At 57.3% G+C, this 14,556-nt stretch carries 14 protein-coding genes; 6 read left to right on the forward strand and 8 right to left on the reverse strand.

All coding sequences use genetic code 11. The features are described 5' to 3' along the window. Positions 1–426 precede the first annotated feature (426 nt). Complete coding sequence (locus KX729_RS29290; protein WP_219746003.1) at positions 427–1,299, reverse strand: LysR family transcriptional regulator; 873 nt, start codon at positions 1,297–1,299, stop codon at positions 427–429. 137 nt (positions 1,300–1,436) lie between these two features. Here KX729_RS29290 and KX729_RS29295 point away from each other — a divergent pair, with 137 nt between their 5' ends. Continuing rightward, a complete protein-coding gene (locus KX729_RS29295; RefSeq protein ID WP_219746004.1) occupies positions 1,437–2,084 on the forward strand; it encodes a hydrolase in 648 nt (215 codons plus the stop codon). 56 nt (positions 2,085–2,140) lie between these two features. Here the strand turns inward: KX729_RS29295 and KX729_RS29300 are convergent, their stop codons facing one another. Continuing rightward, positions 2,141–3,082, reverse strand: a complete 942-nt coding sequence (locus tag KX729_RS29300; protein ID WP_246617949.1) for a lytic transglycosylase domain-containing protein — start codon at positions 3,080–3,082, stop codon at positions 2,141–2,143. A 449-nt stretch (positions 3,083–3,531) separates the two neighbouring features. Here KX729_RS29300 and KX729_RS29305 point away from each other — a divergent pair, with 449 nt between their 5' ends. Both KX729_RS29305 and KX729_RS29310 read left to right on the forward strand, forming a co-directional pair. After that, positions 3,532–4,176 (forward strand): hypothetical protein, encoded by a 645-nt coding sequence (locus KX729_RS29305; RefSeq protein WP_219746005.1) that lies wholly within the window; start codon positions 3,532–3,534, stop codon positions 4,174–4,176. Positions 4,177–5,114: 938 nt separating this feature from the next. Next, entirely contained in the window at positions 5,115–5,273 is a 159-nt protein-coding gene (locus KX729_RS29310; RefSeq protein WP_219746006.1) for an entericidin domain-containing protein, read from the forward strand. Between the two features lie 651 nt (positions 5,274–5,924). Here the strand turns inward: KX729_RS29310 and KX729_RS34685 are convergent. The 3 genes from KX729_RS34685 to KX729_RS29320 all read right to left on the reverse strand — a co-directional run bounded on the left by KX729_RS34685 (position 5,925) and on the right by KX729_RS29320 (position 6,829). Then, a complete protein-coding gene (locus tag KX729_RS34685; RefSeq protein WP_376776093.1) occupies positions 5,925–6,224 on the reverse strand; it encodes a GCG_CRPN prefix-to-repeats domain-containing protein in 300 nt (99 codons plus the stop codon). Between the two features lie 105 nt (positions 6,225–6,329). Then, a complete protein-coding gene (locus KX729_RS34690) occupies positions 6,330–6,485 on the reverse strand; it encodes a DUF982 domain-containing protein (protein WP_219746033.1) in 156 nt (51 codons plus the stop codon). 134 nt (positions 6,486–6,619) lie between these two features. Continuing rightward, positions 6,620–6,829 carry a DUF982 domain-containing protein gene (locus KX729_RS29320; RefSeq protein WP_219746007.1) on the reverse strand — a complete coding sequence of 70 codons (210 nt, stop codon included), beginning with the start codon at positions 6,827–6,829 and terminating at the stop codon, positions 6,620–6,622. 1,217 nt (positions 6,830–8,046) lie between these two features. Here KX729_RS29320 and KX729_RS29325 point away from each other — a divergent pair. Then, positions 8,047–8,361 carry a hypothetical protein gene (locus KX729_RS29325; RefSeq protein WP_219746008.1) on the forward strand — a complete coding sequence of 105 codons (315 nt, stop codon included), beginning with the start codon at positions 8,047–8,049 and terminating at the stop codon, positions 8,359–8,361. Positions 8,362–8,811: 450 nt separating this feature from the next. On the opposite strand, the gene KX729_RS29330 is transcribed toward KX729_RS29325, so the two are convergent. Beyond that, on the reverse strand, positions 8,812–9,159 hold the full coding sequence (locus KX729_RS29330; RefSeq protein ID WP_219746009.1) for a hypothetical protein: 348 nt from the start codon (positions 9,157–9,159) through the stop codon (positions 8,812–8,814). 433 nt (positions 9,160–9,592) lie between these two features. Then, positions 9,593–9,862, reverse strand: a complete 270-nt coding sequence (locus KX729_RS29335) for a hypothetical protein (protein ID WP_219746010.1) — start codon at positions 9,860–9,862, stop codon at positions 9,593–9,595. A 1,772-nt stretch (positions 9,863–11,634) separates the two neighbouring features. Here KX729_RS29335 and KX729_RS29340 point away from each other — a divergent pair. Both KX729_RS29340 and KX729_RS29345 read left to right on the forward strand, forming a co-directional pair. Beyond that, positions 11,635–13,269, forward strand: a complete 1,635-nt coding sequence (locus tag KX729_RS29340) for a sensor histidine kinase (protein WP_219746011.1) — start codon at positions 11,635–11,637, stop codon at positions 13,267–13,269. Positions 13,270–13,777: 508 nt separating this feature from the next. After that, entirely contained in the window at positions 13,778–13,915 is a 138-nt protein-coding gene (locus KX729_RS29345) for a hypothetical protein (RefSeq protein ID WP_219746012.1), read from the forward strand. A 150-nt stretch (positions 13,916–14,065) separates the two neighbouring features. Here the strand turns inward: KX729_RS29345 and KX729_RS29350 are convergent, their stop codons facing one another. Continuing rightward, positions 14,066–14,551, reverse strand: coding sequence for a hypothetical protein (locus tag KX729_RS29350; RefSeq protein ID WP_219746013.1), 486 nt, complete (start codon positions 14,549–14,551; stop codon positions 14,066–14,068). Between the last annotated feature and the right edge of the window lie 5 nt (positions 14,552–14,556).

Raw genomic sequence — 14,556 nt, forward strand, 5'->3', positions numbered from 1 at the left:
TCGGAGCGAAGTGAACGGTTTTTTCACAATGGTCTTGTTGGGCCAACGCATCCTCGTACCAGCCGCGCTACACGGCTGACAAGACGCAGTAAGCTTCCGGCGATTTCTCCCTGCTACCCGACAGACGTGTTGGGTAGAGCTCGTTCTTCCAGAGTCGTTCTCATGCAATTCCGGCTCGCCGGCATACCGAAGCTGCCGGCACACAGGGCCGGCCTGTCCCCCAGGTCGGCCCTTCTTCCTGGCCGAGTGGTGGGCTAGGACTTAGGTCCGTCTTGTGGGCGTTGTGCCCAAAGGGCCGCCTGAGCCCACCTTGCCTGCTATCCGTCGAGCCGTCATCAGCGCACTCGCCAGACCGATATCGACATTCCGATGTCCCCACTGCAAAGGGCAAATTCGAACCGCAGAACCTATTCTGCCAAAGTGGTGCTAGGAGCCTGAGTCAAAGCATTCGATCAACATCTCCGTCAGCACGCGAACCTTCTTGGCAGGATGCTGTCCAGGAGGCCTAACGACGAAAATGCCCGCGGTCGGCGGCGGATGTTTTGCCATCACCTCGACAAGCGCCCCGGACGCGACGTGCTGGTCCGTAAGACCGTTGGGAAGTCTGGCGATACCAAGACCTTCCAACGCGGCAGCTAGCAATGCCACTCCGTTGTCGGCCTTAAAGCGGCCTCGTGGTCGAATGTTGAGCACCTGGTGGCCGTCGGTGACCTGCCAACTCTCCGTCCCCTGCATCAGCGCCTCGTGTTTCGAAAGCTCGTCCGGCGTTTCGGGGGATCCATTCGCGGCCACGTAGTCGGGGCTGGCAACGAACCTCGCGTAAAGCGGTCCAACGCGCCTGGCCACGAGATTGGAATCTGGCAGGTAGCCGATCCGGATGGCGCAGTCGAAACCCTCCGTGATGAGATCCACAAAGCGGTCGGTATAGCACGAGGTGACCTGGAGCTGCGGGTGTCGGCGCGCCATTTGAGAGAGGACGGGGGCGAAGTGGGTCGGGCCGAACGACAGGGGTGCGGCGACCCTGATCCGACCGCGCAGCTCCCCCGCAGGCAGGATCGTCTCGCGGGCTGCATCGATCTCCAACGAGATCCTCGCCGCATGATCGCGAAACGTCGCGCCTTCCTCCGTCAGTGCAATGCCGCGCGTCGTGCGCGCGATTAGTTGTACGCCAAGCTCCGCCTCCAGACGAGTGATGCGCCGGCTGACCATCGATTTGGACACGCCAAGCCGTTGCGCAGCGGGCGTGACGCCTCCTGCGTCGGCGACTTCCACGAAAGCCCTGAGATCGTCGATTTCCACCTCGCGTTCCCCTTTCTGCAACACAGCTCGCGCTTTCCAAGGCTACCGCATGAGCGAAGGTAATGACAGAATTTTTGTCGATCGCCTCAATCGCAGGCGCTCAGATCAGTTCCGAGTAACTCCAACAAGGATATTTCATGACCTTTCGTAACGGCCTCGCCTCGCTTCTCCGACCCGATGATTCCGTGCTCGTCCTCATCGACCATCAGCCGTATCAACTCGCGAACGTGAATAGCCACGAACCGACGATGGTGGTCAACAACACGGTCGGCCTTGCCAAGGCTGCCAGGGCTTTCAACGTTCCGACCATTCTCACCACGGTGATCGCGGAACGTGGCGGCAACCTGTTTCCGCAGATCGCCGACGTCTTCCCCGGCCAGGAAATCATCGACCGTACGTTTATCAACACCTGGCAGGATCCTAAGGTCGTCGATGTCGTGAAGGCGACAGGTCGCAAGCAATTGTTAATCGCGGGTCTTTGGACCGAGGTTTGCGTCGCTATGCCTGCAATCCAGGCGGCAGGTGAGGGTTGGGATGTGACAGTCGTCACGGATGCATCTGGAGCCGTTTCCTTAGAGGCGCATCAGGTTGCAATCCAGCGAATGATTGCAGCCGGGGTCAACATGATGACCTGGCTTGCGCTCGCCGCCGAATGGCAACGCGACTGGGCCCGTGCCGAACAGGCGGCGAAGATCACGGAGGTTATCGTCCAGCATTCCGGCGGGAGCGGCATCGCATATCTGTGGGAGCAGCAGTTGCTCAACACCGCGGCAAGTCGACCTTGATACGCGGAGGCCCGTTAAGGTCTGGGCGTTACTAAAGGCGCAAATGTCTTTACGCGTTACGGGGATCGATTTCGAAAAACGGTGCAGGAAATACCAGCAGCTTGAATTTGAGCGCAAAGCTCAGTCGCCTCGATCCGGGTCTCTTTTCCGATCCTCGCCGCATAACGCGGGCGGTAGCCAAAATTTCCGCCCCGCTGCCTTACAATCAATGCACGCTCGCTGTCGAGCGGCGGGGGTAGTTTGGTGATCGCGTTGTTAAATAACCTATCCGCAACAGCGGGGTTGTGGTGAGCCGCCAATTGAATTCCCCAAGGTGCCCAATCCGCCGAAGACAAGAGGACCGGCTCACTCATCCGGCGTGTATCGGCAAGGGCTTCACAAGCTTCCAAAAAGGTTTTGTCATCATCTAACGCTGCCGCTACCGCGTCGGGCGGATGATTGCGCCATGTCTCAACTAGACTGCCCGTGATCGCAAAGACATAATCACGGGTCTCCAACGGTAATCGACCGGAGAGAAGAAAACGCTGCAGGGCGTTTTCGCCTGCGTTGTATGCTGCAGCCGCCAGCCCGAAATTACCAAGTCGCTGCTTGAGTTCGTCCAAATACGCCGCGGAGGTATCGAGAGCAGCAATCACATCAAAAGTATTCGCGAGGCCGCGCATTTTGGCAGTACTGGGCGTGAATTGAGCAATGCCTTCCGCCCCTTTCGGGCTGACCGCCTCCGGGCGAAACAGACTCTCCCTCCAAATAAGTCGAGCGAAGAAGGAGGCTGGCACTTGGTGGCGATCCGCAACGAACTCCATTGTCGCGCAGAGGTCTCGATTGAACCAATCCTTGCGTATGCAAAGGCGTCGGCCGTCGATGACACTTCGGTAGCGGCAAATTTGAATATCGTCATCCTTCGCAGCAGCGTCTTTGTGATATGGCATCACTGATACGATTGCCAAAATCGCTATTGCGGCTGTCCTAAAAGGGACCCAGGCGTGAAGAACGATCATTCGATGGAACCCCCGTCGTAAACGAAGAAGTACCCTTTATAAGAGGAAGAAGTCGATCTAACGTCAAAAGATCTTTGTAGCGACTTCCTCTGCTCTCATCGTTTGATATGGTCCACAGCCGCCGAGGAGCCGCACGAATTGCGCTTGCACCATCACCGCACCGGCAGCTAACGGCGCGCTTCTTCGGCGGCGGCTTGGGAACATTGGACCTTACCTGAGAAGAATATCGCAATAGCATTACTGTTATAATCTTACAGCCCGCTCCCCCGCGCTTCACGCTCTGATCGTGCATCTGTCTCTCCTGTCATCCTAACCCAGAGCATCCACGTGCCGCCAAGTCTTGTCCCAGAGGTTGACCAACCCCATGTTTGAGAAAATATCGGAGCTGGCAGACCCCGCGTAAAGCCAAAGTCTTTGTCCCGCTGTGGCGATTGCCAGAGAAGGAATCCATGAGCATTTCAGTCGTAGCCATAATTTGTGTCGTGGTAGGTACAGCAATCGCTTCTCTGACCGCCTCACTGTACTTGAACAGCCGCAAAAAGCAGCGCATGGAGTCTGCAGAACGAGCGCGTGACCTTGCCTTCCGGATAGTTTTAGCTCTCGACGATATGGTCGGAGCTTGCTACGCCGCAGCCAACGACTTCCCCGAGATCAACGTCGATGATCCAACGGACTTCGTGTTCCACTCTGCCGATCCGACGGTAAACCTACCTGCAGATGCCAATTGGTCCCTACTGACGCGCGAGCTTGCCGACGAAATCCGTTGGCTGCCCAACAGGCTGCGGAATATGGTCGACGGACTTTATTCAATCGAAATCGATCCGCCCGACTACAATGATCTGTTTGAACGACGTCAAGAAGGGTATGCGAGGCTTGGTCTACGGGCAATGGACCAGATTGAAAAGATTTGCGAAACGTATGATGTGCCGCTCCCGGATCGTCCAGAGTTTTATAACCCGCGCAACAATTTCGAATCCAAGCTCCAGCAAATGGACAACCTGTGGAAGCGTCGAGCCGAAAGTGCTAGTCATGTACCTGCAGGCAGGACAAACGTCAGCCCTTTGTTCGGTAGCGACGCTACCCGCCAATTGTAATTTTATCTCAATCACTGGCTAGAGGCCGTCATCCGTCCTTCAGGGAAATGGTAGAAGACGCCGAGTCTTTCGGGGGGCTCGTCGATGGTAGCCATCTTTCCAGTCTTGACGATCAGGCTGCCCGAGAGCTTGGACTGGTTAACGTCCCGCGACACCGATAGAATTCGACCATGCCATCCCGGTTTACCTGCAGAAGATCCTCTGCCTGCGCGTGCCCTGCGCGGGCAAAGCCGTTCGGATCTCCATGTCCTCTATATATGGTGAAGGCCCTATGAAAGCCCAGTTTTAAGAGGATCAATCGCTCCAGCTCTAACGCAGCGTCGCACCGGCAGCCGAAGAAACCGGCTGCAATCTATGAATAGCAGTGGCAGCTTCTTCAGCGGCTAAGACGAAAGCCGCCCGTGGTTCGTCAAGGGTGATATGGCCCTGCGATGCGGCACTGCATGCGACCCACGCTTTAAGAAGCTTGGGCCGGACATCGACGGCCAGTAGTTCATAGGGAGCGTAATCGCATGGAAAGGCCCGGTAAGCATACCTCGCCGAGAGACGGTGATGATATGGGCACCGGCGTTGGCCATCCTGTGTCGGACAATTTGACATCCTCTCTGGCAGAGGAAAATGGGAAGCCCCAAAGCCAGTGTTGGTAAGGTAGCGGACAGGCTCAACGGAGGCCAAAAAAGGAAAGTATTGCCAAAACGATGACGACCGCTCCGACAAGCCAAATGATGCTATTCATAATTCTACCTCGAATGTGATTGGGTGACGGAACCATAAATGCGGGTTGAAGGCATTTTGTTCCAGCATCGGACTTAGGTCGGACAGCGGCAGTTCAAGGTCCACTACCACCACACACAAGACCGTCTTGCCGCGTAGAGATATCGACGTTGCTACCGGCCGCCCTATGTCCAATCTGTCACTTCAAAAAAGGCTGGAAAAAAATGAAAACACCCTTCGTTGTTATGCTTACTGCGACCTTCGTCGCTCTTGCTCTATCCTCCTGCGGCAACACGATCCGCGGCATGGGCCAGGATACAGCCAATACGGTTGACGCCACACAAAACGCGGGTAAACGGGTCGATCGCGCTGCACGCCACTAAAAAGCGACTAGCGGACGCCCGCCAAGTTTTGGCGGGCGTCTTCCACTGCTTGTGTGAAGTTTCAATGCGCCATCCACACGAGTGAGGCGATGAGCGCAAATAGCGCTATGTTAAGACCCATGTAGTGAGCGCTTTGGCGTGATTTTCTTTGGTTTTCCATAACGGTTCCTCCTGGAGATCAAAGCCCCCAGAAGTTGAATCGTTCCACAAGACAGTCGCGGCCGATTTATGAGCCTGCCAAATCATCGTGCTTGTCGAATCGAACCGGTCAAAACAGGATCAATGGCCTCAAGTTGCCGCCAAGCAACCGACGCGCCAAAGAGAAGAACCGCAATGAGCGGTACCAACAAAAGAACCAAACCACTGTTACGCATAACCTTAACCTCGGCTGCCCCGGCCTATGTCGGGAAGATGCCGTCGCCTGGTAAATGTGGAGTTAAGGTCGTGCCGGTTCTGCACAGCATGGTCGTAGCGCGCGGCAGTTGTCAGCGACTGGCGCAAGTGATGGAGCTACGTTACTTTGCGCCTACAGACGAGGGCGCCTTAATTTCTTCGACCGCTCCACCACCGCGGGATCTCCCCCAACGGAAATCTTACGACAGATTTTCCTACGAGCACAAAAAAAGCCCCTCCGATCCGGAGGGGCTGTAATCACCATTGACGGTAAATTCGGCGCTCGCGCCAATCCCGACGCGGTGGCCCATGGCGTTCCCAACGGTCGCGCCGTTCCGCTCTATCTGAGTAATAGCGGGGCCGCGGCGGTGGCTCCCAGCGGTTTGGCCGGCAGTTGCCCCGCGGCGTGATGTGGTACCCGCGACCGCAAGCGTAGTCGACCGTGACAACGTTTGATGCTCTCGGCGTGTCAACATTGCCAAACGGCAAGGCATTTGCAGATCCGCCACCTAGAATGCCGGAGATCATCAGAGTTGCTGCAAGCATGATTTTGCGCATCGTTTATCCTCCTTGGACAAAATGATCTAGCTCCGTGTCTGCTGAACGCTGGCTGAACGGCCCACGCGCGCGAGCGCGTGCATAAGAAAACATCGACTCTTTGGCTTAATGAAGTTGAGTGAATTTTAAGCGCGCCGCATCGACCGTCATACTCGTGTCGAGCGCCGCTCGTATCGCCGACACGGCGTTGGCGAAATTCACGTCCGTCCGTTCAGGCCATTTCGATCGCAGAAACTTGTGCGCATCGAACGGCGAAAAGATTTAAGTCGTCTCCAATTCGGACAGGCCGATCCAGATCTTGTTGGTCTTTGTCGTTTCTTCCCAAGTAAGAGTGTGGGAGGAGACGCACCCGAGCAAAGAGCACCTGCTCGGTTGGCAATGGCAACTTCTCAAAGTCAGTTCGCCGCCTTCAAGAAAGCCCGACGCGCTTCCGCGTTCGACATGCGTCCGTCAGCAGCGGCTGAACATGCCCGCATCGCTTCTTCCCACACGCGCCCCGTGTGCCGCGCATGCTGGATGAAGCTGCGAGCCTGAGCGGCGCTGGCTATCGTGATGCGGAGTTCGCCGTCATTCACGCGAACCGGGTCGTTCCACTGACTGTCCATAAGAGGCTCCCTATTTGTAACAAGGGTACATCATCCGTGACCATTGCGGTGGATTGAAGGCGGGGCAAAGCAACATTCCGACCCCGGCGAGAGCGGCAAGGGCAACCTTTCCATCCTCAAGCAGACGACGTCGTCGTGAAGTACGCAAACACGTCGTGCTGCAAGAGTGCTTAGTCGGAGGATAGGGCCGGTCATGCAAGTCTCGCTCAATCGGGCGAAAGCTTTCCAAAGTCGGATTTGACGTTCAAGCCGTACCGCTCGGAAACCCGAGGTTTCCAATGAAGCTGCCAAACAACGGCCTACGATAAGCCTGGTCCGTTCACTTGCCGGTTGACTTGATTGCCGGACGCAGCCCGCCGCTACCGGCTGCACCCTGTCGTGGCCATCAGCCTCCCATTGACCATGGCTCCCGATCCCTTCAGGTCGTCATTCCCCTCCCTCTCCTGCAGGGATTGCTTTTTCAAGTCAGTACCGCGACCGCGCTCCTAGAAACCAATCCGACGGGGATCTTCAGGTAGATGGATCTGCCCTGATCGTTTTGGCAGCTCGGCCGCCCGAGCAAGAACTGCGTCAGATGTCGAGACCATCGGCCGGCTGCACCCCGGCGACGTCCCCGAAAAGAATGCCCGCATATAGCGTGACGTCCGCGATGGAGAAGCGGGCCCTTGCAGGGAAAGGGGAGTGGGAAGAATTCGTCGAACTGGGTCCATGACGCGCTCGTGAGCGTCGGCTCTCCACTGAGGTTGTCGATTTATTCCGCAATGGCAGTCGCGTCGGAAATAAGAGTTCCATCATCAAGTTCCAGGACAGGAACGGTTGAGGCGAAGAGAAGACAAACCTTGGTCGTACCCCGCTGCCAAATTTGCCTTACAATGGGAAGGGCCGACCCACGCGGCGGGCCGGCCCTGATATGCCACCCTTGATTGTGATCGGAGCAACGCCTCGGATATAGGACCTTTGTCTTGTCCCAGACGGACGGTGTGACTCCCGCTTCTTTCTCGATGCTGTCTGACAAGCTTTGTTAGGATCATCAACAATCCGCTGATTTTTGACCATGCTGCTGATGACTTCACACATCTTCGACTGGGGCACCATTATGGCGCTCGACCTGAGTGCGTCGGAGGATAAGATCTAGCGGATCTCTTTTGGCGTCCACTCGATATCTCACAGCCGATCAGCGCGTCGTCTGGTCATACCAAGGCGAAGTCGCGGCGAGCTTGAAACAACTTTTCGTACGGCTGGACGGCGAGTGCTTAATGCCGATTTTGAGAAGCCGGGGCGCGGATGGCCTGACTTTTTTCCATGAGGTCATTAAGGCTGATCAAATTTTCATAAAGTTTCGTCAATCGCCGGCGACATTCGGCCAAGCGGGCGACACATTCTTCGGAGGCCGTATCGGGCTCTGTGATTTCGAAGTTACTATCGGTCATAAGGGTTCGCTGAATTCGGTGGATGGCTCAGAGCGCGATATTCATCCCGTGAGCTTGTGCGGTGCTTGCCCGGAGTTGAACGATGGAAGCAAAAATATCTAGCTTTGCCAAAGGCCCGCAAGGTGCATCGTCCCGATGAATACTTTGCGATCGCTCTCATCGCGGACGCTCACTGTGATTTCGACCGCCGGTTCTGGCATCTCATCTCTTTCGAGATCCGATACGATCCTGGCAGCTTCTTCCTAACGGACTCAGGGTGAAGCAATTCCACGCTTTCGTCATCGCGCATCGGGCCGCTGACGATGTCAAAGAAATACTTGGGCATGCAACATCTTTTAGCTTTGAGTCGTCAGACCCAAAACCAATCTAACCTCTAAAAAAGTCCCTAGGCCGCTTCTCCATCAGCCCGGTTCTCTCACGGGACGGGACCAAGCTTATCCATGAAAGAGGTTGGGCTATCAATGCTTAGTGCCGGCCTTCCAGTGGCTTGCTCCAGAAGCACAATGCGCTCAGCTCGGTGAGCGGGTCGACCCGACCTCGTCCTGATCGGGTTCAAATTTCTACTGCCCTGAAATCCCGCATCAACTCATCGACCTTGCCAATGGCTACAACCTTCATCGTGAATTTGCGCTTTCCCTTCGGCCGCCACCGACGGATATCCTTCAATCCCGGTCTAATGCCGACACGGCTTTTCTGCAGGTACCATTCGGAAAATTCAGCGTAGACCGCTTGGCAGTCGGCCGATACTTCAGCGTAGGTCGCCTTGCGGCCGCACTTCTTGTTAGAGCATTCGATGATGTCGGTCTGCTCCGGCTGGCCTCCGCCGTGGAGAAGGTCACTACCGCATTTGCCGCAGACCGGCTCCCCCAAATGTCTTAAGTCGTCATCGTGGTCGGACATCATGATCCCATCAGCGAGTTGATTTGGCCCAACAACTGGCGAGGTGTTGGCGAGTTGCGTAGCCGTCAGCGATGATTACGCCATAGTTGAGAGCATCCACCTCGTTATCGGCTTGGTCGAGCGGCATTCCGCATTTTGGCTTGCCCGTGATCGGCACTATAAGGCCCGGGACTGTGATGCATTTTTTTCAGGTAAATTAGCGATTTTCAGATCAAATGGTCCGAAATGCCCCCCAGCGGTCATCAGACGAATCCGCGATTTCGGCTGATTCAAACTGGGCATTGCCACTGTCAAACCGAGCGACAGGTGATAACAGCGATGGGGACCGGCTTTGAGGATTCGACCCCCCGTCGCCTATCACTTTCGGACCGTTTCAGCGTTCGAGGCGGCTCGGCAGAAGCCGCGAAAGCGTTCTGTGAAGGCATAGGCCGTCTTAAGAGTGTACTTCGCGAACGAACGTCCAAACTCCTAACTCCTCGTCCGCCGGAACAATGATGCGTTTGCAGGCCTGGAGCGCCAGGATGAGCGCGCCCAAGCCCGCCACATTGCTTAGTTCATCGACGAGATCAGGCGCCTGGTCTTCGGCCGCTTTGAGGCACTTACCCTGGATTTCGCCAAGGGTGATGGAGTTCCAAGCAAGCCCATCCCTCGCTTGCGTTAAAGTTGCAGCGACCAATTCTTCGAGTGTCGGTAGGCTTTGCATAGAGGCCCATCGTCCAATTATAGGGAGCCGCTTGTTGCGGATCGCAGGACGCTATGTCAACCGTTAAACATGGCAGAGCCCATGTCTACGGTTGCGCTGAAACCTGAAATTTCGAGGGCTGCAGCGTCCGAGCCACGCCGATGAGCAACCGTCCGACACGACTGCCTCACACCGTCTTGCGCACTGGTTCTTTCCATCCTTTGAACTCATCATCGGCCACTTTTGTCGATCGGGATTCGGTCAAGCATTCGATTAAGCATTTCCGGCTTTCTGAAACCCTTCCGATAAAGCTCCAAAGCCATAATCGATAGCGCTCCTCTGTTTGCGTTTCTCCCGAAAGCTTCACGGGAGGCGCACACATCATCCAGTACCTGCTTCAAGATGCGCAGATCGTTTTCTAAGAGAACAAGCATGGCAGCCTCATACATTTTCGAGAGAAGAACGCAGATTTGAATACGGCGCTCCATCCGCGCACGGAAAGGTATTGTCACGGTAAACAAACTATTTTCGCAAACCATGCTTTTTAAGACTTCCTGTTGGACTACCGGGCATGATGCAACGCTCGTGCAACCCCTCGAAACCTCTTCTGCTCAACGACAGCGCCCCGCTGCAGATCACCGACGTCACCCATTAGATCGACTTTTTGGGCAGCCTTTGGCGGCGGGTTCACGAACTGATGATCGGTTACATGGCGACCCGGCACACACTGGTTCTCCAATCCAGAAAACCGCAAATGTACCGGACCGACCGCGATCATGAGACGCCGAAAATCTGCGTCACGCCGGGGTATGACTACGGTTGGGCTACGCCCTCACTCCGTCACACCCCGGCGCGAGTCTCACCCTGATTGACGCTGAATCTCACCTAGATTGCCGCTACGCAGCAAGCGTGACGAAGCTCGAAACGCACAGAAGAGGAAGCGAAGGCGAGCGGGGGACGGCGTAACGGAAGCGTCAGTGGGTTCCTGTCTCGAGCAGGAGCACCGCCCCAAGGCGACCAAAGAACACATCTGGGCCGGCCGTAGGCCGCCGACGCTGACCATCCGCTAGCGCCAACTGGCACTACGACCTGCCTCGTCGAGGTGGCGCCTCGTCCCCCTCCGCTCTTTGGATGCGGTTCCGCCGCTCTCGAGCCTACGCCGTATGTCTCGCATCCCTGAGTTTGTAGGCTGCCATCAGTTCATGCAACGCGAACTGTTCGGATTGGGTAACGACGGTTCTCATCTGCCGGTGACGCTCCTCAAGAATGCCCGGAGCAGCAGGAAGGATCTAGTCTGGAGCCTTCGACCGGATGAGGTACATAAGCCTCGCAGGGTCTGCTTCCTTTACTACGGATGTGTGCAGCGACTTCACGCGTAGACATCACGCCTGTCACTTTCCCCCTCTGGGCAAGGATGTCCACTTGCCTCCGAAGCTCCCGCTGTTCGATCAGACCCGCCTCGAGGGTCTCCTGCAAAAGTTCGATTTTCGAAGGCGCGTCGTCCGAAACTCGGCAAGCTAAATCAGAGGCTCGAGACTGTCAGCCGCCGATATCGTTTCACGCTTTTCATCGAGGACCTCGTGCGCTCTCGCGTCGCCGGCCCGTAAAGGCTCGGAAAATTTTTGTTTCTTCTTCTCGCCTGCCAACACCATCCTCGCGTCGGCGCAACCTACAGCTCGACCGGCAGGTGGCTCACCTAGCAGGTTCACCGCAATCCTGCGCGGTTGGTACGTCCGCTTACTCTACTCAGGTCGAATGCGTCATGCTAACTAAGCCTGAGAAGGGGATTTCAGATGAAGTTCAAGCTTGTCGCGGTGGCTGTCGCCGCGCTTGTCCCTGTAGTCGGAATGCTGGGCTACGGCGAATATGCGATACGCCAGCAGCGTGGCGAGGAAGTGCGGGCGCAGGCCGCGCAGGCGGCGAGACAGGCGTCTTCGGAAGTCGATCGCATCGTTGAAGGACTGCGTTCTCTTCTTCTCGCCGTTACTTCGATGCCCTCGGTGCGGCATCTGGACGGCCCGACGTGCGACGAGGCACTGAAGTCGCTCGCAGGAAACGTACCGAACATACGCACCATCTTCGTGCTGCAGCCCGACGGCAGCCCCGTCTGCGGCAGCATGGAGATGCCGGCCGGAACCTCGTTCGCCGACCGTAAGTACTTCCATCAGGCTATCGAGACGAAGGCATTCGTCGTCGGTACCTACACTAAAAGCAGATTGACCGGGGACGGCGTTCTACCGCTGGCCATGCCAATCGTGGAAAACGACGCCGTCGTTGGGGTCGTTGTCAGCGGCATTCGCCTAGACTGGCTCCAAAATCGCGTCACCGAGCGCGGCGTCGCGCCCGGCAATGCCGTAACGCTCGCGGATGGCGAGGGGACAATAGTCGCACGCGTTCCCCTGCCGGAACGTTTCGTCGGGACGGTCATCCCTGATGGCTTCCTCAAGCTCATCAACGCCGACCAACCGGGTGTCGTGGAAGTCCGAAGCCGGGACGGCACGGAACGAGTGCTCGGATACCGACCGATCGCGCTGCCGAGCAGCCCTTTGTATGTTAGCGCCGGCTTCTCAACGACGGAGGCCTTTGCGCCGATAAACAGGTCCACGATCATCAACGCTCTTGGCATCGTCTGGGGCGCACTTGCGGCCCTCGTCCTGTCCTTCTACGTTGGCAACCGGGTCATCCTAGCACCAATCTCCCGGATCGGGGACGTGATGCGACAGTGGAAGGCTGGAGAGACCGAGGCCCGCACGTGGATGAAGCCCTCCGACGAGCTGCACGCCGTCGGCGCCGCCCTCGATGACCTGCTCGACCAGCTCGAAACACGCCGTGCCGAAGCCGAACGCAACGAGGAGGAGCGCATGCTCCTCGTCCGCGAGCTCGCTCACCGTGTCAAGAACGGCTTCGCGCTCGTTCAGGCGATATCCCGCCAGACGTTCGCCCGCTCCGACCCGGAACGGTACCAGTCCTTTTCGGAGCGGCTGACGGCACTTGCGGGGACTTACGACCTCATCCTTGGGAAGGAAGGATCTGCCTCCGCGATCAAGGACGTCTTGCAGGCAGCCTTGAAGGCGCACGCCTCTGACGCTCGACGGATTTCATTCGACGGGCCGGATGTCGTCCTGCCTGCCGACGTGGTCTTGCCTTTGTCGCTCGTGGTGCACGAGCTTGCGACGAATGCCATCAAGTATGGCAGCCTGGGTTCCGACCGGGGGACGGTCGGCATAACATGGACTGCCGAGGGTGGGCGGGTCGACCTGCAATGGGTGGAATCAGGCGGCCCTGCCGTGAAAGCGCCGACGAGGAAGGGGTTCGGCAGCGTCCTGATAGAGCGTGCGCTTCCACCAAAGTCGAACCCACGTACCAATGTTGCCTTCCAGCCCGACGGACTTCACTTTTACATTAGTTTCGGTTGCGCGGAACTGTGATCGGTTATCTCCGTTTCGTCAGGCTGTTGGACGATGGGCAGGGTGCTTATACCGTTTAGAGTGCTTGTGGTGGTAGACGAACCACTCGTGAGATTGCTTGCCTGCCGTAGACGTGGTCGAAGAGGCTGGCTCGAGGCGTTAGTCATCATCGCGAACGTACGGAGCTGGATCCAGCCAGTCTTCGCCAATTCTCGATAAAGCTCAGAACCGGGTCGAGATCGGCTTGAATTTGCTTTGCCAAGCGACCTGACCGGTGATGCTCTCGAGAACAAGCTTTTCTCCCGCAACGGAGTCAAGCAAGACACTCGACGGCGAACGGAACCGATATGGGCCGAACCTGCCGTCGAGCTCAAGACGCCTGGCGTTACGCTCCAAATTCTATGGGGAGAGTATCGCTCTTTAAACCCTGATGGCTACGGATACAGCCGGTTTGTGCGTTGTTCAGCGGCTTCGAACAACGGCTGTCTCCGACGATGCGCCAAGAGCATCCCGCCGGTGACAAGGTTTTGTGGAATATTCGGGGAAGAGTATCATCGTCGATCACACGACCGGTGAGATCAGCGAGGCGAAGAATTTCGTCATGGAGCTCGGCGCCTCCAGCTTCACCTATGCAGAAGCAACCTGGACCCAGACGCTGCCTGACTGATCGGCTCGCATGTTAGCCTCTTTCGCTTCATCGGCGGGGTTCCTCGGCTGATCGTTCCCGACAATCTCAAGTCGGCGTGAACCGTGCCAGCTTCTACAATCCCGAGATTAATCGCAGCTACGGCTTGATGCAGGCCAGGATCGTAACGTCCTATCTGGTAAGGCCCCACACATATCCGATCAGTGCCGCGACACCGACTGCCGCGAGCGGGCGCTGTCGAACGCGGGCCTTGACGTCACGAACCGCGGATCGGGCTTCCGCCTTCATGATCGCGACTCCGCCCTCGGCGACTTCCAGAAGGGTTTCCCGAAGCCGGGCGACGTCCCGGCGAAGCGCGCGGACCTCCTCGCTCGCGTCGAGGATCTCCGTTTCAAGAAGGGATTGGCTGTTCAGCGCGGCATCCACGCGAGGGTAGTCACGATCCGCGGCAAGTTCCGCGGCGCGCGCCGACGAACCCACGTCGGCGGTCTCCGCCCGGCCCGCCGGGATCGAGGTGATCGCTGCAGACACGGGATCTGACGCCGGAAAGGTGGCCTCTAGCCCCTTTTCGAGGGCGCTTGCGCTCTTTGCGCCGCGTTGGCGATCCTGCTCCTCCCGCATGGACTGGACGGCAGGCGAATTCGAGGGTTCGGACATTGTGT

It is taken from the genome of Neorhizobium populisoli (genome assembly GCF_019430945.1).
Taxonomy (GTDB): Bacteria; Pseudomonadota; Alphaproteobacteria; order Rhizobiales; family Rhizobiaceae; genus Neorhizobium; species Neorhizobium populisoli.